Source organism: Blautia sp. ZXY-1-B12, from assembly GCF_056339915.1.
In genome coordinates, this window is record NZ_JBWJVP010000191.1 from 1 (window position 1) to 21,462 (window position 21,462).

Below are 21,462 nucleotides of genomic sequence, written 5' to 3' on the forward strand. Positions count from 1 at the left end.
CATCGAAAAGGACAAGAGAGTGACGGTTGGCTTTTTTCAGGAAAGAAACCACGTTGGTCATATGTGAGGAGAATGTACTTAATGACTGTTCGATACTCTGTTCATCACCGATATCTGCATAAACTTCTTCAAACAGTGCAAGCTCTGAGCGGTCCAGTGTGGGAATATGAAGACCGGACTGGCCCATGAGAGTGAGAAGTCCGACAGTCTTTAAAGATACAGTTTTACCACCGGTGTTCGGACCGGTGATAACAAGCAAGTCGAAATCATCGCCGAGACGGATATCAATGGGAACAGCTTTCTTCTTATCAATGAGAGGGTGGCGTGCCTGTTTCAGACGGATGCGTCCTTCATCATTGAAGATTGGTTCTGTTGCATTCATATCCATGGCAAGGGATGCTCTGGCAAAAATGACGTCAAGCTGTACCATGATATTAAGATCTGCGCGGATAGAGTCGGTCTGTTCTGCAGTTTGCTGGCTCAGAGTGGAAAGGATCACTTCAATCTCTTTTTGTTCTTCCAGTTCCAGCTCGCGGATGTCATTATTTAGTTTTACGATTGCCATAGGTTCGATAAATAAAGTAGAACCTGTGGAGGACTGATCGTGTACCATACCCGGAACCTGTCCTTTGTATTCTGCCTTGACCGGAATGCAGTAGCGTCCGTTTCTCATGGTAATAACGGAATCCTGCAGATAATTGCGGGCACTTCCATTTACAAGAGAGGAGAGCTGTGTATGGATCCTGTCTCCGGTAATCTTCATGTTTCTTCGAATCTGGCGGAGGTTGCTGCTTGCATCATCACTGATCTCATCTTCTGAGAGGATGCATCTGCGGATCTCTGTTGTAAGAGGAGTCAGTGGTTCCAGTGCCTCGAACATCCCGTCCAGAGAGTCCGGGAGAGAATCACCGCGCTCACTTCTGGAATAAGCTTTGACACGATTGGTGTTCTCAAGAAGGCTGCAGATGGCAAGAAGTTCACCAATCCCCAGAGAACTTCCGATTTCCAGACGTTTCAGAGAACCACGCACATCTTTGACGCTGCCAAAGGAAATATTTCCTTTCTGGAAAAGACGGGTAAGTGCATCTCTGGTCTGAGTCTGCATATGTCGGATTTCATCAATATCTGTGGATGGCTCCAGCTTCCGGCAGATTTCTTTTCCCATGGAAGAGGAAGCCTTGTCTGTCAGCATATTGATGATTTTATAATATTCAAGTGCTTTATATGCTTTCTGATTCATTGTCTGTTTAAATCTCCTGATAGATATCTTTATAATTTGCTGTCCCTGATATTATAGCATTTTTTGTTATGGAAATGTACTCCGGGATTATAGCAATTTGAAAAAAATAATTGTGTTACTGTTCACTCCGTTCACAGTAACGTAGCCAAAATCTCATTCCAGATATCGCCTGCGGCAATGGAATTTTGGCTTGTATGTCTCGGGATTTTGGCATGTTCATGCCAAAACACCTCGCGGAATAGTGGTGTGTGAACAGTACATAACTGTAGCCGTGTTACTGTGAAATAAGCAGTTACAAATACTTTTCCTATTATATATGATTTTGGAATCTATGGAAAGCAAAAAGGATAGAAATACATAAAAATGATAGTTTTTACAAAAAAATAAAAAAAATTCAAAAAAGCTATTGACAGTTTATATAGTTTTTGGTATAGTACCAATTGTCGCAACAATAAGTAAAACTTATAACAGAAATGCGATATGCGGAAGTGTCGGAACTGGCAGACGAGCAAGACTAAGGATCTTGTGAGCATTGCGCTCGTGTGGGTTCAAGTCCCATCTTCCGCATAAGAAACGGTTTGAATGCTATTATATGTGCATTTAAACCGTTTTTTTGTGTCATCATAATAACCTGAGCTGTAGTGTTTCGCTGATACGATAAGTGTTTCAGTAGGAGCTTCTTTTTTGTACTGTGGGAAATTACTTATAGTATATTCATAAAAAATTCATATCTTTTTGTTAAAATAATATGTAGATTGTTACGATATAATTTGTTTGAATACAAGTGATATTGAACCTGAATGGTAACTGTTTGGCAGATTGCTGTTTTGTATGACACTGGGCAGTTATCCTGAATGGAGTGCGGCAGGAGAATCAGGTATGAAAAAAAACAAAATGGACACACAGGAATATCAGTTTATAAAAGAAACGGTAAAAAAACAGCCAAAAGAGAATGGCAGTCTGTTGCGCAGGCTGCTTATGATAGCAGGATGTGGCGTTTTGTTTGGGGGCTGCGCAGCCGTAACCTTTGCCAGTGTGTTTCCGGTTATGGCGGACAGAGAAGAGAATACACAGCAGAAAATCGAACTGACAGGATCGGATGTAGCGGAGACGATATCTGAAGAACAGGCAACAGAGAGGGAATCTGTCGCTTCAGTTTCTGAAAAAGAGGAGAAGAGTCTTCTGGCAATGCGTCAGGAGATGTATAGGGAAGTGCTGAAGGTTTCCCAAAAATCCCGAAAATCTCTTGTAAACGTGAGAGGAATTTCAAAGGATGAGGATTTGCTGAATAATTCTTATTTGCAGCAGGAAGATACGGAAGGTCTTGTCTTTCTTGAAACAGAGACGCAATTTTATATCCTGACCTATGAGGAAGAACTGGAAAATCTGCAGGAACTGCAGGTGACTTTTGCAGATGGTTCGACAGTGCAGGGAGAGATATGCAGGGGAGATGCAGATTCCGGATTTGCAGTTGCAACTGTGAGAAAAAATCTTCTTAATGACAGTACAAGAGAAGGTATCGTGGTATCTGATCTGACAGACACAAAGAAACTGGGACAGAGCGATATAGTAATTGCTATCGGAAGTCCTGCCGGTGACAGTGATGCGGTGGTTTATGGAATGATCACTTCTGTTTCTGAAAAACTATCGGTAGCGGATACGGAGTATAATGTGTTGGCTACAGATGTGCAGGGGAATGAAGATGGAAGTGGTGTGCTGCTTGATTCTGACGGAAATGTGGCAGGTATGATACTGAAGAAGAATGAAAACGATGGAGATAATATTCATGCAGTTTCCATTTCGCAGATTCTTCCGTTGGTAGAACATCTGGCTAACAAAGAGACAATCAGATATACAGGTATTTATGGAACAGAGATAACTCAGGCACAATGTAGAAAACTGGGAATTGATCAGGGACTTTACGTGGAGCGTACACAAGAAGAATCTCCTGCGATGAAGGCAGGGATACAGTGTGGAGATATCATAAGTAAGATTGATGGAACTCCCACAGAGAGTATGCAGTCTTACTATACATATCTTCAGACAAAAAAGCAGGGAGAAAATCTTACCATAACGGTTCTTCGCAAAAATTCCGATGGTGAGTATGCGGAGAAAGATTATAAGGTAACAGTTGGAGAGAGATAGTGACAGGCGGAGAATCCTACAAGCGGGATTCTTTCTTGTGGAATTGTTATAATACTAAAAATAAAGGATAGAGAGGCAGGCTTTATGCGTTTTTTAAATGAGTTACATGAGGGAGACAGAATTAATGGGATTTATCTGTGCAAGCAGAAACAGTCTGCGGTAACGAAGAATGGAAAACCCTATGAGAATATTATCCTCCAGGATAAAACCGGAATCATGGATGGAAAGATCTGGGATCCGAATTCTCTTGGAATTGATGATTTTGATGCACTGGATTATATAGATGTTGTGGGAGATGTGACCAGCTTTGCAGGGGCTATGCAGCTGAATATCAAGCGTGTGCGCAAGGCTGCTGAAGATGAGTACAACCCGGCAGATTATCTTCCTGTAAGTGAGAACAGCACAGATGATATGTACAGCCAGCTGAGAGCATTTATTGACAGTGTGGAGAATACTTATCTGTCTGCACTTCTGAAGAAATTATTTGTGGAAGATGAAGCTTTTGTGAAAGCGTTTGAAGGACATTCTGCAGCGAAGACAGTACATCACGGATTTATCGGCGGTCTGATGGAGCATACTCTGGGAGTGACCAGACTCTGCGATTATATGTCAAAGGCATACCCGGTCATCAACAGGGATTTACTGATCACAGCATCACTTCTTCATGATATCGGAAAGACAAAAGAATTATCTGCATTTCCGCTAAATGATTATACAGATGAAGGTCAGCTTCTGGGACATATTTATATGGGAGCGCAGATGATCAATGATCTTGCCCGCCAGATACCGGAATTTCCGGAGGTGCTTAAGAATGAACTGATCCATTGTATCCTGTCCCATCACGGAGAACTTGAATACGGTTCCCCGAAGAAACCTGCACTGGTGGAGGCTGTAGCCCTCAATCTTGCAGATAATACAGATGCAAGAATGGAAACCATCACAGAGATTTTTGCAGCAAACAAGAGCAAAAAAGAATGGCTTGGATATAATAAATTGTTTGAATCCAACTTAAGAAGAACAGATGAGGTGTAATCTTTATGGAATTTCGTAAGAACGATCTTGTTACGTTAGAGATAGAAGATTGCGGAATTGACGGTGAAGGTATCGGAAAAGCCGATGGCTTCACCGTTTTTGTCAAGGACGCAGTGATCGGAGATACAGTAACAGCCAAAATTATCAAGGCAAAGAAAAATTATGGTTACGGCCGTCTTATGGAGGTGCTGAAGCCATCTCCGTACAGAGTTGAGCCCAAGTGCGAATTTGCCCGTCAGTGTGGCGGATGCCAGCTTCAGGCACTTTCCTATGACCAACAGCTTGTATTTAAGACAAATAAGGTGAAGGGACATCTGGAACGTATCGGTGGCTTTACAGATATCCCCATGGAGCCGATCATTGGCATGGATGAACTTTTTCATTACAGAAATAAGGCACAGTTTCCTGTAGGCAGAAATAAAGAGGGAAAAATCGTTACAGGTTTTTATGCGGGAAGAACCCACAATATTATTGAGAACCGTGACTGTGCACTTGGTGTAGCTGAGAATAAAGAAGTTCTGGACCGTGTGATCGCACATATGGAGAAATACGGGATTGAACCATATAATGAAGCAACAGGCAAAGGGCTGGTGCGCCATGTCCTGATCCGTTACGGATACTTCACAAAAGAAGTGATGGTCTGTCTGATCCTGAACGGAAATAAGATTCTGAAAGAGGAACAGCTTGTAAAATCTCTGTGTGAGATTCCGGGAATGACAAGCATCACCATCAATGTAAATAAGAAACACAGTAATGTAATCCTTGGTGAGGAAATTCGTCTGCTCTGGGGCCAGGAATATATCACAGACAGGATCGGAGATATTTCCTATCAGATTTCACCTCTGTCTTTCTATCAGGTAAATCCTATGCAGACTCAGAAGCTTTATGCAAAGGCACTGGAATACGCAGATCTTCACGGCGAGGAAACAGTATGGGATCTCTACTGTGGAATCGGAACTATTTCCCTGTTCCTGGCACAGAAAGCAAAATTTGTCCGTGGTGTGGAAATTGTTCCTGCAGCTATTGAGAATGCGAAAGAGAACGCAAAACTTAATGGTCTGGAAAATACAGAGTTCTTTGTGGGCAAGGCAGAAGAAGTGCTGCCGAGAGAGTATAAGAAAAATGGTGTTTATGCAGATGTTATCGTCGTAGATCCGCCAAGAAAAGGCTGTGATGAAACCCTGCTGGAGACCATGATCGAGATGAACCCGGAGAGGATTGTGTATGTAAGTTGCGACAGTGCGACGTTGGCAAGGGATCTGAAGTATCTGTGTGCGAGGGGATATGAGCTTAGAAAGGTATGCCCGGTTGATCAATTTGGGATGACGGTTCACGTGGAGACGGTTGTTCTTTTGTCCCAACAAAAACCAGATGACACGATAGAGATCGACTTAGACTTAGATGAGCTGGATGCAACCAGTGCAGAGACGAAAGCGACCTATCAGGAAATCAAAGATTATGTGCTGAAAGAATTTGGCTTGAAGGTTTCAAATTTATATATTTCTCAAATCAAAAGGAAATGTGGAATCGAAGTAGGAGAGAACTATAATCTGCCAAAGACAGAAAATCCAAAAGTGCCACAGTGTCCGAAAGAGAAAGAAGATGCTATCAAGGCTGCCCTGAAATATTTTGCGATGATCTAAGGATATCGCTGATTTCAAGGAGGAATAACACATGAAAAGCACATTTGAAAAAATGGGTGGAACCTACACACTGGGAGCAGACGGAATTTACTATCCGAATCTTGTCAGTACAGATGAAGAACCGCATTATGGAAAATATGGAATGCTGCGGAAAACGTATCTGAAAGAGCATCGTCCGGCAATGTATTCTCTGTATATGTTGGAAGACAGATTGACAAAACATCTGAATGCTGTGGATGATGAAGCACAGGAGAGGATGGGTATTCTGGTGCGTCAGATGATGGAGAAGCAAGGCGTTACGGAAGAATTGAAAGCTCGTGATCAGATGGTGTGGGTTGGAGTTGTAAATAACATCCGGAATACAGCAGAAGAGATTGTGTTAAAAGAATTGATTTATAGGTAGTAGAATAAGAGCTGAACAAGTAGGACGAAAACTCCTGTTTGTTCAGCTTTTATGTTTATAAGGGGTCAAAGAAGAAGCAAATTACAATTCTATAGCAAGTGATCTTTTCTAAGTTTCGGAAGGCTGGTTTTTTCCGTCATAGTTATAAGTTGCCGATTTAATTATTCCATAGTATGGCTTAAAAAATATTCGAATATAACTTTATAGAAATAATCATGATGGGGAGATTATTTGATGAATTATGTGCTAATATTCTGCAATTCTACTGCTAGTCGATTGATTTATGCACGCTCTCATTATAATATGTGTGCAGGAGGTGGATATATGTATCAGATTAGTAATGAAAAATTTGGTTTATTTGTAACCGAATTAAGAAAGGAAAAGAATTTAACTCAAAAGGATTTGGCTGAAAAATTATATGTATCAGATAAAACAGTTAGCAAATGGGAACGTGGTCTTAGTATGCCCAATGTCGTATTACTCATACCAATAGCTGATATATTAGATGTTACCGTTACAGAATTGTTACGTGGAGAAAAAATAGATACACAGAAAAATATTGATACAAAAGAAGTCGAGGAATTGGTAGTAGGCTCTCTCGATATGGCTGTTAGGAATTCTATTCATCAGCATAGAAAAAACTGGATATTAGCATATTTGCTATGCTTTTTAATATCTATTACAGAAATTATTATGTTAGTCGTATCTGGGAATTCAATAGCTGAGATGAAAGATGATATATTGCTGGTTACAGGGTTAATGCTTTTATTTGGTGCATGGTTTTGTTTCTTTGCCAAAGACATATTACCAACATATTATGATGCAAACAAGATAAATTATGTTTCACAAGGAATTTTTAGAATACATCTAGTTGGTTTATCCTTTAACAACGGAAATTGGATGTACATCTGCACAACTTTAAAAATATGGACACTTGCAACGGTTGTTCTATATCCTCTTGCAGGTATTATAATAATCAATTGTTTCAATATAGCTTTATGGGATATTTCGAATAAAATTTTCTTAATTATGATATTAGGTGGTATGGTAATTTCGATTTACATTATCGGGAAAAAATACGAATAATTAAATTACCTGTTATCGTTGTGGATAGTACTAATTTACAACATTCTTCATGGGAAATATGGAATGATGCAGAAGAGGTTGTGTTAAGAGAATTAGTGTACATTTAAAACGTGGAAAGCTCCTTCGAGGCTTTTGGCTGATTATAAAGAAAGTATATAGAAAATGCATTAATCATATGGTATGATTTGAACAAAAGATAGAATCTTATGAAGTAAGAAGAATATTTTTGAGGAACGCAACTTAGAAGTTTCTGAATTAAGTTAATCGTGCCATATGGCTTGATTATAAAAGCAAAGATAAAAACGCAACGTACATCTTTGATGTGCCAGAGCCGGTAGGTAGCCCGGCCGTCCTATATAAATAGGGTAAGTAACCTGCCCCTCCGGGTTGTCCATTCTTTGTTCAATCAATTTTAGGAGGGATTCTTATGGACAAAGTAAATGGAAAGCTGACAGTATTTTTTGAGGAGCCGTTTTGGGTGGGGATCTTTGAACGCATCGAAGATGGTAAACTATCTGCGGCAAAGGTAACATTTGGTGCAGAGCCAAAAGATTGTGAAGTACAGGAATATATTCAAAAGTGGTACTTCAGTTTGAAATTCAGTCCGGTTGTTGAAACTGTTGTAAAGGATATCAAAAGAAATCCGAAACGGATGCAGCGGGAAGCAAAGAAGCAGATGCTGGAAATAGGCATTGGTACAAAATCGCAACAGGCGTTGAAATTACAGCAGGAACAGAACAAGCAGGAACGCAAAGAGAAAAGCCGCAAGAGAAAAGAAGCAGAAGAGCAGCGAATGTTTGAACTGAAACAGCGCAAGAAAAGAGAAAAGCATAAGGGACATTAAAGTCCCTTGGGCTTTTACTCAAATCGAAAAGTGTTGAATAAAGATTTCGGGAGGTGTTTCTATGAAGAAAAAAGTACTTGCAATTATGTTAGTTGCCGTATCAATCATGTTGATTTCAGCGTGCGGAAAAAAAGAAAAATTGTACGAAATTCCTGATTTATCGCAGTATAAGACAGATTATGTAGGAGATTCTTCAAATGTTATAAATATTGTAAGCGGTCAAGAGTATCCAGAGGGATACTCATATGACAGTATAGAGATACAGTCTGAAACAGAGCCTTATGGATTAACAGTTTTTCTAAAAGATGAGCCGTCGGCAGTCAAACTTGAAGATGAATTGCAGGTTAATGCAGATATGACATTTGACTTGATTGGTAATTTGGGAACAATTGATTATAAAACAGCAGATAGCAAAGAAATTATTGTATCATATGAACGGTGATATATTTTTAGTCAACTTTTAGACAATTTGAAGAGCAGAATATAAAAAGGCGTATGGAAGTTTTGATTTCCATACGCCTTTTTGAAAGGAGTTTATTTTTGAACAAGAGATTTGTAAGAGCATGTTATCTACTCGAAGATGATTACAATTCCATATCATAGGACTTTTTCTTAGCTCTTGCAGGCTGATTTCGCCGCATTTCCTGTTCTAGCTGATATTTAAGTTCCCATGCACGATGGGAGAAGACATCCGAATCTTCCACATTGAGATAATCCACCTCATTGGCGGCAATATCACGGCGGTGATAGTCATAATACTTACCAAAAGTACCTTTGAGCTGCTCGATCAGCTTATCCCGGAAATCAGGACGTATCTGGATTCTGGTGTCCAGCAATTCTGTATACTGTTCAGATTCAGGACGAAATTTTTCTTCCCGGAAAGCGGCGGCATCTTTTTCAAGCTGTTTTTTGAGCGAGATGTCCTGAGAATCTAGGATATCAAGATTGTTATTCATCCATGTCAGAGGAAGTCCGACAGCCAGATGGACATCTGCTTCACGGATGGAAAAGACATTCAGTTCCTTTGCAATAGCCATTAGCGTCAGAAGATAATATTCTTCGTCCATAGCCTTATCCGGGATAAATTCTTTGTGTCCTTTGCCAATCCGGTAGTAAATGCCGTTATATTCTAGAATATTTCCGGTGAAGATTGGTTCTGTTTCATAGGCTTTGATTCCGGTTGGCGTGACGGTGTTTGCTGTTTTCATATTGCTATAGCCATGATCTACAGCGATGATTTTTGTGTTTCTGAGTTCTCGCATAAAAAATACCTCCGTTTTCGTATTGATTGATTCAGCAGGTCATACCGGTGTGGTACTGCTTTGCTGTGAGATAAGCATACGAAAATCTGAGGTAAAAGACATTGAGTGGAAATTGAGCTGGAATTGAGAAAAAAGATATATTGTGCGTACGTTCTTCATGTACTCTTGTTGTGATTTCATTGTTTTTTATCGTATAATATGGATACTGGAGGTGGTTTGGATGAAATACAAGATTTTAGTTGTTGATGATGATAAAGAATTGGTGAAAATGCTTTGTAGTTATTTTAATATGAAACAATATGAAACCATTACGGCTACAGATGGAATGGAAGCATTAAATAAAATAAAAATGAAACCGGATATTATTTTGTTGGATATCAATATGCCACGCATGGATGGGATTGAAGTATGTCGTCTGATACGCAGTAAAGTGTTATGTCCAATTTTATTTCTGACAGCAAGAGTTGACGAAGATGATAAAATTAATGGGTTGCTTTCAGGTGGGGATGATTATATTACGAAACCATTTAGTCTTCGGGAGTTGGAAGCAAGGATTGTCACAAACATAAAGAGAGAAGAAAGGCATCAACAAAAAACGGAATACCGTTTTATGGATGAAATGCTGATTGATTATTCTGAAAAAATAGTAGCTATAGCTGGACACAGGATGGAGTTCACAAAAATTGAATATCAGATTATTGAATTCTTATCCATGCATCCGGGGCAGGTGTTTGATAAAGAACGTATATATGAACAAGTCTGTGGATATGATGCGGAAGGGGACAGTAGAACGATAACGGAGTTAGTACGGCGTATAAGGAAAAAAATAGCGGATTATTCAGAAAAAGAATACATAGAAACTGTATGGGGGATTGGATACCGATGGAAAAAATAAGAAACTTGTCACTGAAAAAAACAATTCTGCTTTATTTTGTGATCAGCTTAACGGCAGCATTTCTGTTATCTGGATTTACAGTTCATTTTGCAAGAAATATGCAGAATAAAATATGGGAAAAATATATTGATTATGCAGATTATACGGACGTGTTTCAGCAATATGGAAAGAAATACGAGATTGAGATATCAAGACCTAATCAATCGCAGATGAATCGTTTGGACTATCATCTTTCGGAAATGTGTGACTTTATGGAAACATATTCGGTACTGATTTTTTCGATTGTTGGGAGTGTTGCTGCGGTATTCTTTTTTTATAAAAATAAGTTAAAGACACCTCTACAGGAACTAAAAGATGCCTCGCAAATGATTGCGGATAATGAACTGGATTTTCATGTGTCCTATGAAAATAAAGATGAGATGGGAACTTTGTGTAAAGAATTTGAAATGATGCGAAGTGCTTTAGCAGATAACAACAGAAAGATGTGGCGAATGATTGATGACGAGAAGGCTTTGCGGAATGCAATTGCACATGATATACGTTCTCCACTTTCCATATTGCGTGGGTATCAGGAAATGCTCTTAGAGTTTGTTTCTGCTGAGAGTATAAAAACAGAGGATGTTATTGATATCTTACAAACAGGCATGTATCAGATTGACCGTATAGAGCATTTTACGGAAAACATGAGAAAAATGTCCCATTTAGAACAGAGGGAACTGCAATGCTCAGAGATAGAATTATCGGAACTGGAAAAAAAGATTGAGGCAGAAGCTGCCATGCTGTCCAAGAAGGAAAGTAAATTATGTAAGGTAGAAAGAGCGCAGGAACAAAACATTGTGAAAGTGGATGAGGAACTTGTCATGGAAGTGACAGACAACTTACTGGAAAATGCGGTTCGATATGCACAAAAAAGTATTGCTTTGCAAATAAAGAAAAAGGATGGTTTTCTTATAATTTCTGTTGAAGATGATGGAATAGGATTCGTGGATACTGAGGAAAAAGTAACAGAGCCATTTTATCATAAGAATCTACAAGATGATTTAAAGCATTTTGGTCTTGGTATGTATATTTCTCGTATTTTCTGTGAAAAGCATGGAGGAAATTTGAAAATATATAATGTCAGACAGGGCGGTGCTCATGTAGAAGCTCTTTTCAAAGCTGAATAAAAATACTTTATAAGGCTGAAATCACAAATAAAGTGGTTTTAGTCTTTTTTGTTGTGAATTTATTGAGAATTGATTTGTATGATGTCGTTAAAGAAATAAAGAAAGGAAGAGATACAATGAAAACAATCATAAAAAGAAGTATACTTGATTATTTAAAGAACCCTGTTTTGTGGATTGGCTTGATTATTATAGTTACCAGTATGTATCAATGTCTGTCATCGTATTTGCAAATTCATTATATCAAACAGAATGAACAGATCACACAAAATGACGTAGCATTGGAAGATGCTGATGTCATGGATGGGTACATTCCCACATCTGATGATAAAGAAAGAAGAAGGGAGTGGGAAGATACGATCAAAGAGACGCTAATGGACACCTCCAAAAATGGTTTTGGATTTAGCAGGCAGGAAGCAGATCATGTAATGAAAGAAATTCAGAATATGGATGTAAAGACTGCTTCTGAGTTTTTGGAATCCCAATATGGCTATTATAATGCAAGATATGCTTATGAGGACCTTGAAATTCATAAGGGGACAGCAGAAGAAATCAATCATTATATCGAGCGGAAATTATCCGAACATTCTTTTTCCTGGTACTTTGCCAAAAAATTTACGGATTTTGCAGGATTGCATATGGCCTTTTTTGCAACAGTCTTGCTATCATTTTTATTTATTCAGGATACACGAAAAAGTACCTATGAATTATTACATACAAAGCCTGTTACGGCAGTCCAATATATATGTGGGAAAGTAATAAGCGGATTCATTAGTATGCTGGGAGTATTAGTGATTTTGAATGTTATATTCTTTATGCTGTGTTTGAAAACGTCTTTAGAATCGGGCTTTCCAGTAACACCAATTGATTTTTGCGTGAATTCTCTGATCTATATTATTCCGAATATTTTGATGATATGTTGTGTCTATACAATTACAGCAGTAATATTTAAAAATCCGCTTCCGGCAGCACCAATCTTGTTTTTGCACATTATATATTCAAATATGCTGACCATGAAGAATGATATTTATTATATGAGACCGTTCTCTATTATGGTGCGATTCCCTGGCAGATTTTTTGAAACACATGCAGCCAAAATGTCAAACATAAATCAGATTATTCTTGTAATTTCATCAGTTATATTAGTATGTATTTCTGTTACAATCTGGAAAAGGAGGAGGGTTCATTGAAAACGGAACTAAAAAACTGCCTGTCGTTATATAAGATTTTTTATTCATGTGCATTTATACTGATATTGTGTGTTATTCATCCGATTATATACTATGAAGAAATCGGTTCAGCAATTCAGTCTCCAATAGCATTTTTAACAATTATTTTTTGTAGTGACACATATTTGATGGAAGTAAAAAGTAAGCGTGCCGATGTATTTCATTTGTATGATCAAAAAAAGCAGTTAAAAGTAATATCGCAGAGAGTAGGCGTTCAAATATTATATTTATTAATACTTTCCTGTGTTGGATATGTTTTGTTTTTCTGGCAAAAACCGGGCAGTGTAAACGAAGGCATTTCGGGTATTCAGATATTTCTTTTATATTTCATTGCAATGTTTGGAACTATCTGGCTTTGGAGTATATGCTCTGTGATTTTGTGTACATTGCTTCGAAATATGTGGGCAGGTATTGGATGTTTATTTGGAATTGTCATTGGACTTATATCAAAAGCGGGAAGTTCATTTTTCGGAAATCTGGGATTGTTTTCTTTCAGCTTTTGTGAACCTACTCAATTAATGTCCGAGAGTTGGATTTATGGAACGCTTGTGTCTTTTATAGCGGGGCTGTTTTTATTTGCAGTATTACCAATGGCTTTAAAGAAAAGAGGATAGATTATGAGTATTAGAATAAATGATTTAACAGTTAGATTTAAAAATGGTGTAGTTGCAGTAAATAAGGCATCTCTTGAAATACCTAAGGGAATTTACGGACTTTTGGGTGAGAATGGTGCTGGAAAAACCACTTTGATGAGGGTTCTTACAACTGTTTTAAAACAAACGGAAGGAATGGTTTTCCTTGATGGAATTCTGTATAACGAGGGAAATTATGAGAAAATACAGAAAAAGATTGGTTATCTTCCACAGGAAATCGACTTATATCCGAATCTTACGGTGAAAGAATGTCTTGTATATATGGGGGGACTGTCAGGAGTATCCAGAAATGACCTCGAACAAAGAATTACCTATTATCTGGAAAAGACTTCTCTTACAGAGCATCAGAATAAAAAAATGCGGCAATTATCTGGTGGTATGAAGAGACGTGTCGGACTCATACAGGCACTTCTTAATAATCCGGATTTTTTGATTATTGATGAACCTACCACCGGGTTAGATCCGGAAGAAAGAATCAGGATCCGCAATCTTCTGGTTGATTTTTCAAAGGATAGAACTGTGCTGTTTTCCACTCATGTAGTAGAAGATTTAGCAGCAACCTGTACACAGCTTGCCATTATGAAAAAAGGGAATTTTTTATATTCCGGAAGTGTGAGTGGATTGCTGGAAAATGCAAAGGGCTGTGTTTGGAATTGTACGGTACAAAATGCAGAAGAAGCCCGTTTGTTAGAAGCCAATTATTCTATTTCATCTAAGCAGTATGTAGAAAATGGAATTCATATGAAAATATTAAGCAAAGGAAAGCCAAATGAGAAGTGTGTCCTGGATAATGATATCACTTTGGAAGATGCATATATTTATTTGACGAATAGTTGAATATAACGGCGGGCAAGTTGCCCGCCGTAAATTATGCTTATTTTGTTAAAAGACCGGATAGATTTTTTCCAATGCAAAATCCAATCTGTGGATATAACTCCTGATCAAGAAAATGCGGATATTTTTAAATTGATTGTGTCAATTTAAAATCAATTTCTATTCAATGTGGTTTTCCGGTAGGTTCTGTAAAATAAGCTCAGATTAAAACAATGACGGGAGGAGCTTATGCAACAGAATATTGAATTTGAGCGGTGCATTGATTTTCTGGTACGGATGATTGATAAGTACGGCGAAGAAGTCCTCCGGGAGTTGGAGGAAGAAAAATAGAATAAAGAAGAAAAAACAGCATAGAATACTTCTTTTCATAGCATTTGTAAGACCGTCGAAGTCTCCTTTTCACAGGTTCGGCTTGCTATTCTCCATCGGAAACAGAGTCTTTCTTTTTTTAGACTTACCAGAAATCATTTCATGCCCAGAATAGATAGCTATGATCATGCAGAACAGAGAGCTACAAGCAAAATACTTATGAGCGGATTTCATATTTTTATAGCCAGTATAAAAGATTCCAAACATTGCTGCCGATGCACCAAGTGACCAATATTTATGTGCTTTCATCTTAGATTTCTCCTGCGTTTTTTTATTATGATTCAGTTTTTTTCTTTTATTTATAAAGAAATGAGGAACACATCTGTATATAGCGAGATGGTTTCTCTTTTTGTTATGCGGTTTTTTGTACAGCCAGCGCTTCGATTTCTTCTAAGGTCAGGTCTGTAAAAGCGGCAATATCTTCGTAAGTGAGTTTACCGGAGGCCAGCATACGTTTAGCAATTTCAATGCGTTCAGCTTTTCGCATATTTTCCATCTCTCTGCACATAGTCAAAACTCCTTCCTCATCTTCTTTAAAATAACGTACTCTGTCAGCAAGGATTTTATAATACATGTCTTTCGGATTGGTACAGGAAAAATCGTGCATTAGTTTTCCGAGTTCTGTTTCATCTTTGATTTGGGAATTTATATAAATAATATGAGCTTCATCACCGAATGGTTCACCGGTTTCCTGGATGATGCGGTCAACATGATAAATTGGAAGCCCGGCTTTTAATACATCATTTTCGGTAATAAAAATCACATAGGTTTCAGTGAGAGCATCATATTTATCGCCAGCTTCAGTTATATTGGCATCTATAAGACTGCTATTGTATCTTGCACGTTTTGCATCAGCACCACGATCACTTCTTTGAATTTCTATATTATAAATGCGGTTATTGGAATCAACAGCTAATATATCCAAGCGAATAGAACGTCCCTGTAAATTTTTTATATCGTATTGTCCCTGCACAGATTGTACTTTAAGGTCATGTCTTTGCAAAATAATTTGAAGTAGAAATTCCGCACATGCCTTATCTTCAAAAACTTTACTCATAAAATCATCATCTAAAAGACGGAACCCCTGAGGCGTTGTAGATCTTCTTTATGTTTTTGCTCAAAATCTAATGTTTCTTCTGTATTATCCATTGTAAAAACACCACCTGCTTTCCTTTAGAATGGGACATAGTAAACATGGATTCCTGTATCATTATTTTAACATGGCAAATAGTAATCCTCAATACCTGAATTTTGAAATGACAAATGCCGATAAAAAATAACAGTCTATAAATCTTTTACTTTTTCAATCTGTTCATTCACATCTTTAAGTTGCTGTTCAGTATCTTTTAAAGATTTTCTGGGAGCACTGGTCTGGTCTGATGCCTGATTGAGTTCTACATGGAAATCATCAAGAGAATCATAGCCATGTTCCTGTATGTAGGCAACAGTCTGAGCCATCTGCTTCAAATTGGTGAGCTTTACTTTTTGAGCATAGGCTCCACTTTGCTGTGCTTTAATACAGGTTTGCAGATCTATGACAAGCCGGAGATCTGATTTTATGAAAATGAATGGTGTAGAGATAGCAGAAGTATCAGAGAAAGGAACAGTTGGTAAATCTGTGGAAGTATTCGGAGACTGCTGTTCCAGAATTTCTTCTTTCTGTTCTCTATGGGATTTCGTGTTTTCCTCAAATGCTTTCAAGAGAAAATCTTCTGTGTATCTGGTTCCAAGATTCCTTTCAGTGATATATTTTTTTCTGCCAGGGTGAAGATAGCTGTATCGGTTTCGACTGATCGTGAAGATGATGTGATATTTTACATCAAGGATTTTTGAAAATTCCTCTGGTGATTGGGCGGTGCTTGCAGCATCATCAATAGCGTCACGAAGAAATTGTTTTTCTGTCTGGTAACGTGTTTCCTTTGGTGTGATTCCATCTTCTTTCATTTTCTGATTCAGTTCATCGAGCTTTTCCTGTCCACGGCGTTGTGCCCAATATTCTTTTTCTGTGATTTTTCTTTCAGCAGGAGTGAGCAGATCAACCTGATGTAGCGGGTGGATTACTCCACCCATTGCTGTTAACCGATTGTTTTAATTGGACAATCTAACCGCTTTTAACCGAGCATTTTAACTGGACGCTCTAACCGCTGCGCAGATATTTCTATCTGTGTTTTTATTATATGCAATTTACAGTAAAAAACCAATGCCTTTAATTGCTAAAATTTTATGAACTTTTTTCGATATCTATGGAATCGTTTTTATCACAGACAGGAACAAAAAGAAAGAGATAGCAGATGGGTATAAAAAGTTTGCTTGGTTTCGGTCAGGCGAGGGATAAGCCTGTACGGAATTACAGTAATGGTGAGTATTCGTTCAATTTCGGACAAAGCACCAGCGGAAAGAGCGTCAATGAAATAAGAAACATTGATAAAGGTTTATCTGATGGCTTGGAATGCATTGGTTGAGAACCGAGAGGGAGAAAATTTAACTAATGCTATTGAGTCTTCAGACATTGGGAATAAAACCTTATGTTTGCAGGCTTTTTGTTTACAGAAAAATTTTTCGTGGATATAATAAACATGACATATAGTTGTCGTGTTGTGTTAGATATGATATGTATGGAGTGTGGAAACTATGAAGACAGATAGGCTTATTGGGATATTGTCAATCTTACTGCAGGAAGAAAAGACAACGGCTCCTGAACTGGCAGAAAAATTTGAGGTATCCCGCAGGACAATAAACCGGGATATTGAAGACCTTTGCAAAGCAGGCATTCCAATAAGGACGGCACAGGGGACCGGTGGTGGTATTAGTATTATGGACGGATATCGTATGGATAGGACGATTCTGACATCCAAAGATATGCAGATGATCCTTGCGGGGCTGAGAAGTCTTGACAGTGTGAGTGGAAACCGATACTACGGTCAGTTGATGGAGAAAATCCAGACCGGATCATCAGAGTTTATCAGTGAAAGAGACTCTATGTTGATTGATTTGTCTTCATGGTATAAAGGCTCTCTTGTTCCGAAAATCGAAGTAATCCAAAATGCAATAGAAAACAGGCATACTATACAGTTTAAGTATTATGCTCCATCTGGAGACAGCAACCGAAGGATAGAACCGTATTATCTGGTTTTTAGGTGGTCAAGCTGGTATGTATGGGGGTGGTGTTTAGAACGTGAAGATTACAGATTGTTTAAGTTGAACCGTATGGATTGCGTTACAGAATCGGAGCAGTTTTTTATGTGCAGAAATGTACCAATGCCGAATTTGTCAAATGAGAAGATATTTCCGGGCGGGATAAAGGTAAAAGTCCTTTTCGCCCCGGATGTAAAGTGGCGGTTGGTTGAAGAATTTGGACCGCATTGCTTTACCAGGACGGATGATGGAAGGCTGCTTTTTTCGGCGGATTATACAGATATGGAAAACCTTGTGACATGGCTCATGACATTTGGAGCAAAGGCTGAGGTGCTTGAGCCGAAAGAAGCACGGGACATTATCCGCAGGAATGCGGAAGAAACATTAAAAAGCTATGGAGGATTAGGAAAATGACGTTTGATTATAAAAAGGAATACAAAGAGTTTTACATGCCGAAGGGAACACCGTCTATTGTCAGAGTCCCGAAAATGAATTATATAGCGGTGAGGGGAAGCGGTAATCCAAATGATGCAGATGGAGAATATAAGCAGTCTATTGGACTTTTGTATGGAATTGCATTTACGATAAAAATGAGTAAAAAGGAAGACCATCAGATTGACGGATATTTCGATTATGTGGTGCCGCCATTAGAGGGATTCTGGTGGCAAGAAGGCGTGTCAGGAATCGATTATGCGCGCAAGGAAGAATTCAAGTGGATTTCTGTTATTCGCTTGCCTGATTTTGTTAGCAGGGAAGATTTTGACTGGGCAGTCAGAAAAGCTACGGAGAAAAAGAAACAGGATTTCTCCAAAGTTGAGTTCTTTTCGTATGATGAAGGTCTGTGTGTACAGTGTATGCATATCGGATCGTATGACGATGAGCCTGCTACAGTAGATGAGATGCACAGATTTATGGAAGAACAAGGATATGCACTGGATATTACTGATCAGAGAATGCACCACGAAATTTATTTGAGTGATGCACGGAGGGTGGCACCGGAGAAACGCAAGACTGTGGTCAGGCATCCGATAAGGAGGGCTTAAAGGTATGGAATATATTAGAGTTACGAAAGAAAATCTTGAAAAGGAGCACATTTGCTGCGCCATTTCCAACAATAAAGATATTCAGGTATCATCAAAAAAGGCATGGCTTGCGGATAGATTTGATGAAGGTCTTGTGTTTCTTAAGAGCGTAGAACGCGGCAAGTGCTTTATTGAGTACATACCTGCGGAGTGTGCATGGAATCCAATCGAAGCACCTGGTTATATGTATATTAATTGTTTGTGGGTGTCCGGATCTTTCAAAGGCCATGGATATTCAAGTGACTTACTTTCCGAGTGTATTGAGGACAGCAAAGAAAAGGGGAAGAAAGGCCTATGTATTCTTGCAGCAGCAAGGAAAAAGCCATTTCTGGCCGATTCGAAGTTTCTAAAATATAAAGGATTTAAAGCTTGTGATGAGGCTGATAATGGAATCCAGCTATGGTATCTGCCGTTTGAAGAGAAAACTGAGCCACCGGTGTTCAAGGAATGTGCAAAACACCATCATATAAATGAAAGCGGCTATGTTCTTTATTATACAAACCAATGTCCTTTTAATGCAAAGTATGTACCAATCTTGGAAGAAACCGCTCAGAAGAATGGTATTCCACTCAAAGCTGTGAAGATTGAAAATAGGAAGGATGCTCAGAATGTACCAACGCCAATCACGACTTATGCACTATTTTGTGATGGGGAGTATGTTACGAATGAGCAGATGAATGATAAGAAATTCTTAAAGCTGGTGGGAAGATAGGAGAAAACAACATGGCATCAACAAAGGTATATTTGAATTTATGTTTCTCTCTTAATTTATGGCAGGTTTTATCGAGCTGAAGCCGGTAATAAAAAAATACTATAAAACAAAACAGAAAAGCTGACGTAAAAATAGCAGGTACCATAAGGCCTGCGAGCATTTTTTCTTATATTTAACTGTCAAACTCCCGTGTATTGATTTTCTGGTACGGATGATTGATAAGTACGGCGAAGAAGTCCTCCGGGAGTTGGAGGAAGAAAAACAGAATAAAGAAGAAAAAATAGCATAGAATACTTCTGAGCGGATATGGCTGAGAATGTTTTGACATATTGACAGGACATTTAAAATGACGTATACTAAGCTCAGTGATCGTTCTGTAGAAACTTGAGAAGCCTACAGGCGGGGGAGAGCCTGCGGGTCTCTCCCTCTTTTGTTTTAAGGAGAAATGAGATGCAGACACCGAAAAAATTCTCTTCTTTTAGTGACCAGGTTTCCTGGATCAGTGATGAAAAGGGAATAAAAATAAAAGACAGAGAATATGCGGAAGAGATGTTACGCCAAATAGGATATTTTCCTCTTATGGGAGGATATAAACATCTTTTTAGAATATCAAACACAAAAAAATATAAAGCAGGAACAAGTTTTGAAGAAATAGTCAGTCTGTATAAGTTTGATGCAGAGCTTAGAGAGTTGTTCTTTAAATATTTACTGCAGATTGAGCGACAGATGCGTTCTTTGATGTCATACTATTTTACTGAAATGTATGGAGCAGAGCAGAAGCAGTACCTGGACGCTAATAATTATAATAATACAAAAAGAAATCATGCAACAATCGTAAAGTTGATAGCGACCTTGAAACGAGCAACAACGACCACAGATTATACATATATCAACTATTACCGCAAGACATATGGTGAAATTCCATTATGGGTTTTGGCAAATGTACTTACGTTTGGAAACTTATCAAAAATGTTCCGAGTGTTTCCGCAGTCCTTAAAATCAAAAGTATCAAAAAACTTTGAACCTTTGAATCAGCATCAGATGGAACAGTTTCTATCTGTTCTCACTAAGTATAGGAATGTATGTGCCCATGGGGAACGACTGTTTACATACAGAACAGTAGATGCTATTGCGGATACACCGCTTCATAAAAAACTTTCATTACCACAGAGCGGTAATCAGTACGAAAAAGGAAAACAAGATTTGTTTGCTGTGGTGATTGCTTTTAGATATCTATTACCTGGAAAAGATTTTCTGGAATTTAAAAGAAAGCTCATAAAAGAGATTGACCGAGTAAACAGAGAAGTAGAGCATATAAGCGAAGTTGAATTATTGAATAAAATGGGTTTCTCGGAAAACTGGAAAAGTATTACCAAATATCATTTAAAGTAAAGAAATATCCTCTAAGAGATAGTGAAATACCTATTGTCTTAGAGGATTTTTTATTGAAGAATTTTAATATTTAAGAGTTTGTTTTTTCCTTTTTGACATTAAAGATAAGATTTCTTGTGGGTTTGTCAACTGACGTCCGGGAAGTGTCTGCTTTGGTGTGCGGTCGCGGTCGGCTTCGTCAATCGCTGCAATAAAAAGTTTTACGCTGTTTGGATTGGATATGACAAAATTATGAGTAATACTTGAAGTAGCCATACGAACACCTCCTCTTTTCGGGTTTTTTTTGTATTAATTATACGATTGACAGAGAAATGCGTCAATAAGAAAAATAAGCATTGAAAAT

At 38.3% G+C, this 21,462-nt stretch carries 21 protein-coding genes, 1 tRNA gene and 2 pseudogenes; 18 read left to right on the plus strand and 6 right to left on the minus strand.

Annotation, left to right across the window (positions count from 1 at the left end; translation table 11 throughout):
* A partial coding sequence (locus AC075L_RS10860) for an endonuclease MutS2 (protein ID WP_476387673.1) occupies nucleotides 1-1,240 on the minus strand: 1,240 nt, incomplete at its 3' end.
* A 482-nt stretch (nucleotides 1,241-1,722) separates the two neighbouring features.
* Here AC075L_RS10860 and AC075L_RS10865 point away from each other — a divergent pair.
* The 8 genes from AC075L_RS10865 (at nucleotide 1,723) to AC075L_RS10900 (ending at nucleotide 8,835) form a co-directional block, all read left to right on the plus strand.
* Nucleotides 1,723-1,807, plus strand: a tRNA-Leu gene (locus AC075L_RS10865).
* Nucleotides 1,808-2,119: 312 nt separating this feature from the next.
* Entirely contained in the window at nucleotides 2,120-3,385 is a 1,266-nt protein-coding gene (locus AC075L_RS10870) for a S1C family serine protease (RefSeq protein WP_173744697.1), read from the plus strand.
* 84 nt (nucleotides 3,386-3,469) lie between these two features.
* A complete protein-coding gene (locus AC075L_RS10875) occupies nucleotides 3,470-4,417 on the plus strand; it encodes a 3'-5' exoribonuclease YhaM family protein (protein WP_026649704.1) in 948 nt (315 codons plus the stop codon).
* A gap of 5 nt (nucleotides 4,418-4,422) precedes the next feature.
* Nucleotides 4,423-6,060, plus strand: a complete 1,638-nt coding sequence (gene rlmD / locus AC075L_RS10880; RefSeq protein ID WP_118408761.1) for a 23S rRNA (uracil(1939)-C(5))-methyltransferase RlmD — start codon at nucleotides 4,423-4,425, stop codon at nucleotides 6,058-6,060.
* A gap of 31 nt (nucleotides 6,061-6,091) precedes the next feature.
* Entirely contained in the window at nucleotides 6,092-6,463 is a 372-nt protein-coding gene (locus tag AC075L_RS10885; RefSeq protein ID WP_118408759.1) for a TnpV protein, read from the plus strand.
* Between the two features lie 324 nt (nucleotides 6,464-6,787).
* Complete coding sequence (locus AC075L_RS10890; protein WP_118408757.1) at nucleotides 6,788-7,549, plus strand: helix-turn-helix domain-containing protein; 762 nt, start codon at nucleotides 6,788-6,790, stop codon at nucleotides 7,547-7,549.
* A gap of 427 nt (nucleotides 7,550-7,976) precedes the next feature.
* Nucleotides 7,977-8,393, plus strand: a complete 417-nt coding sequence (locus AC075L_RS10895; protein WP_118330095.1) for a YjdF family protein — start codon at nucleotides 7,977-7,979, stop codon at nucleotides 8,391-8,393.
* A 61-nt stretch (nucleotides 8,394-8,454) separates the two neighbouring features.
* The gene (locus tag AC075L_RS10900) at nucleotides 8,455-8,835 is read left to right on the plus strand and encodes a DUF4825 domain-containing protein (protein WP_019161000.1); all 381 of its coding nucleotides are present in this window, start codon (nucleotides 8,455-8,457) and stop codon (nucleotides 8,833-8,835) included.
* A 142-nt stretch (nucleotides 8,836-8,977) separates the two neighbouring features.
* Here AC075L_RS10900 and AC075L_RS10905 read toward each other — a convergent pair.
* Nucleotides 8,978-9,349 (minus strand): annotated as a pseudogene (locus AC075L_RS10905) (MobQ family relaxase); the annotation flags it as partial.
* Between the two features lie 526 nt (nucleotides 9,350-9,875).
* On the opposite strand from AC075L_RS10905, the gene AC075L_RS10910 reads away from it, so the two are divergent.
* From AC075L_RS10910 to AC075L_RS10930, 5 genes are all read left to right on the plus strand, one after another.
* Nucleotides 9,876-10,550, plus strand: a complete 675-nt coding sequence (locus tag AC075L_RS10910; RefSeq protein WP_008705637.1) for a response regulator transcription factor — start codon at nucleotides 9,876-9,878, stop codon at nucleotides 10,548-10,550.
* Nucleotides 10,538-11,716, plus strand: a complete 1,179-nt coding sequence (locus tag AC075L_RS10915; RefSeq protein ID WP_118408755.1) for a sensor histidine kinase — start codon at nucleotides 10,538-10,540, stop codon at nucleotides 11,714-11,716. Before AC075L_RS10910 ends, AC075L_RS10915 begins: the two co-directional genes overlap by 13 nt.
* 116 nt (nucleotides 11,717-11,832) lie before the next feature.
* Complete coding sequence (locus tag AC075L_RS10920; protein WP_118408753.1) at nucleotides 11,833-12,903, plus strand: ABC transporter permease subunit; 1,071 nt, start codon at nucleotides 11,833-11,835, stop codon at nucleotides 12,901-12,903.
* Complete coding sequence (locus AC075L_RS10925) at nucleotides 12,900-13,556, plus strand: hypothetical protein (protein WP_005339624.1); 657 nt, start codon at nucleotides 12,900-12,902, stop codon at nucleotides 13,554-13,556. Before AC075L_RS10920 ends, AC075L_RS10925 begins: the two co-directional genes overlap by 4 nt.
* A gap of 3 nt (nucleotides 13,557-13,559) precedes the next feature.
* Nucleotides 13,560-14,432, plus strand: a complete 873-nt coding sequence (locus AC075L_RS10930) for an ATP-binding cassette domain-containing protein (RefSeq protein ID WP_476387674.1) — start codon at nucleotides 13,560-13,562, stop codon at nucleotides 14,430-14,432.
* A gap of 396 nt (nucleotides 14,433-14,828) precedes the next feature.
* On the opposite strand, the gene AC075L_RS10935 is transcribed toward AC075L_RS10930, so the two are convergent.
* From AC075L_RS10935 to AC075L_RS10945, 3 genes and pseudogenes are all read right to left on the minus strand, one after another.
* The gene (locus AC075L_RS10935; protein WP_055059977.1) at nucleotides 14,829-15,047 is read right to left on the minus strand and encodes a DUF6219 family protein; all 219 of its coding nucleotides are present in this window, start codon (nucleotides 15,045-15,047) and stop codon (nucleotides 14,829-14,831) included.
* A gap of 103 nt (nucleotides 15,048-15,150) precedes the next feature.
* Nucleotides 15,151-15,947 (minus strand): annotated as a pseudogene (locus tag AC075L_RS10940) (Rpn family recombination-promoting nuclease/putative transposase).
* Between the two features lie 135 nt (nucleotides 15,948-16,082).
* Nucleotides 16,083-16,868, minus strand: a complete 786-nt coding sequence (locus AC075L_RS10945; protein ID WP_226839680.1) for a hypothetical protein — start codon at nucleotides 16,866-16,868, stop codon at nucleotides 16,083-16,085.
* A 221-nt stretch (nucleotides 16,869-17,089) separates the two neighbouring features.
* Here AC075L_RS10945 and AC075L_RS10950 point away from each other — a divergent pair, with 221 nt between their 5' ends.
* From AC075L_RS10950 to AC075L_RS10970, 5 genes are all read left to right on the plus strand, one after another.
* Nucleotides 17,090-17,260, plus strand: coding sequence for a hypothetical protein (locus AC075L_RS10950; protein WP_008705625.1), 171 nt, complete (start codon nucleotides 17,090-17,092; stop codon nucleotides 17,258-17,260).
* A 169-nt stretch (nucleotides 17,261-17,429) separates the two neighbouring features.
* Nucleotides 17,430-18,347, plus strand: coding sequence for a helix-turn-helix transcriptional regulator (locus tag AC075L_RS10955; RefSeq protein ID WP_118338733.1), 918 nt, complete (start codon nucleotides 17,430-17,432; stop codon nucleotides 18,345-18,347).
* Nucleotides 18,344-18,976: a GyrI-like domain-containing protein gene (locus tag AC075L_RS10960; RefSeq protein WP_008705622.1), complete on the plus strand. Its 633-nt coding sequence runs from the start codon at nucleotides 18,344-18,346 to the stop codon at nucleotides 18,974-18,976. The genes AC075L_RS10955 and AC075L_RS10960 overlap by 4 nt, the downstream gene beginning before the upstream one ends.
* Nucleotides 18,977-18,980: 4 nt before the next feature.
* Nucleotides 18,981-19,727 (plus strand): N-acetyltransferase, encoded by a 747-nt coding sequence (locus tag AC075L_RS10965; protein WP_008705621.1) that lies wholly within the window; start codon nucleotides 18,981-18,983, stop codon nucleotides 19,725-19,727.
* A gap of 450 nt (nucleotides 19,728-20,177) precedes the next feature.
* Nucleotides 20,178-21,119: an Abi family protein gene (locus AC075L_RS10970; RefSeq protein WP_055068095.1), complete on the plus strand. Its 942-nt coding sequence runs from the start codon at nucleotides 20,178-20,180 to the stop codon at nucleotides 21,117-21,119.
* A 63-nt stretch (nucleotides 21,120-21,182) separates the two neighbouring features.
* Here AC075L_RS10970 and AC075L_RS10975 read toward each other — a convergent pair whose 3' ends face one another.
* Nucleotides 21,183-21,374, minus strand: coding sequence for a hypothetical protein (locus tag AC075L_RS10975; RefSeq protein WP_008705619.1), 192 nt, complete (start codon nucleotides 21,372-21,374; stop codon nucleotides 21,183-21,185).
* Between the last annotated feature and the right edge of the window lie 88 nt (nucleotides 21,375-21,462).

Excerpts from the sequence above, each read along its gene's own strand:
- AC075L_RS10950 (WP_008705625.1), top strand. The coding sequence starts at position 17,090 with ATGGGTATAAAAAGTTTGCTTGGTTTCGGTCAGGCGAGGGATAAGCCT.
- AC075L_RS10885 (WP_118408759.1), top strand. The coding sequence starts at position 6,092 with ATGAAAAGCACATTTGAAAAAATGGGTGGAACCTACACACTGGGAGCA.
- AC075L_RS10960 (WP_008705622.1), top strand. The coding sequence starts at position 18,344 with ATGACGTTTGATTATAAAAAGGAATACAAAGAGTTTTACATGCCGAAG.
- rlmD (WP_118408761.1), top strand. The coding sequence starts at position 4,423 with ATGGAATTTCGTAAGAACGATCTTGTTACGTTAGAGATAGAAGATTGC.
- AC075L_RS10970 (WP_055068095.1), top strand. The coding sequence starts at position 20,178 with ATGCAGACACCGAAAAAATTCTCTTCTTTTAGTGACCAGGTTTCCTGG.
- AC075L_RS10910 (WP_008705637.1), top strand. The coding sequence starts at position 9,876 with ATGAAATACAAGATTTTAGTTGTTGATGATGATAAAGAATTGGTGAAA.
- AC075L_RS10955 (WP_118338733.1), top strand. The coding sequence starts at position 17,430 with ATGAAGACAGATAGGCTTATTGGGATATTGTCAATCTTACTGCAGGAA.
- AC075L_RS10870 (WP_173744697.1), top strand. The coding sequence starts at position 2,120 with ATGAAAAAAAACAAAATGGACACACAGGAATATCAGTTTATAAAAGAA.
- AC075L_RS10900 (WP_019161000.1), top strand. The coding sequence starts at position 8,455 with ATGAAGAAAAAAGTACTTGCAATTATGTTAGTTGCCGTATCAATCATG.
- AC075L_RS10890 (WP_118408757.1), top strand. The coding sequence starts at position 6,788 with ATGTATCAGATTAGTAATGAAAAATTTGGTTTATTTGTAACCGAATTA.
- AC075L_RS10920 (WP_118408753.1), top strand. The coding sequence starts at position 11,833 with ATGAAAACAATCATAAAAAGAAGTATACTTGATTATTTAAAGAACCCT.
- AC075L_RS10975 (WP_008705619.1), bottom strand. The coding sequence starts at position 21,374 with ATGGCTACTTCAAGTATTACTCATAATTTTGTCATATCCAATCCAAAC.
- AC075L_RS10915 (WP_118408755.1), top strand. The coding sequence starts at position 10,538 with ATGGAAAAAATAAGAAACTTGTCACTGAAAAAAACAATTCTGCTTTAT.
- AC075L_RS10895 (WP_118330095.1), top strand. The coding sequence starts at position 7,977 with ATGGACAAAGTAAATGGAAAGCTGACAGTATTTTTTGAGGAGCCGTTT.
- AC075L_RS10945 (WP_226839680.1), bottom strand. The coding sequence starts at position 16,868 with ATGGGTGGAGTAATCCACCCGCTACATCAGGTTGATCTGCTCACTCCT.
- AC075L_RS10965 (WP_008705621.1), top strand. The coding sequence starts at position 18,981 with ATGGAATATATTAGAGTTACGAAAGAAAATCTTGAAAAGGAGCACATT.
- AC075L_RS10930 (WP_476387674.1), top strand. The coding sequence starts at position 13,560 with ATGAGTATTAGAATAAATGATTTAACAGTTAGATTTAAAAATGGTGTA.
- AC075L_RS10935 (WP_055059977.1), bottom strand. The coding sequence starts at position 15,047 with ATGAAAGCACATAAATATTGGTCACTTGGTGCATCGGCAGCAATGTTT.
- AC075L_RS10875 (WP_026649704.1), top strand. The coding sequence starts at position 3,470 with ATGCGTTTTTTAAATGAGTTACATGAGGGAGACAGAATTAATGGGATT.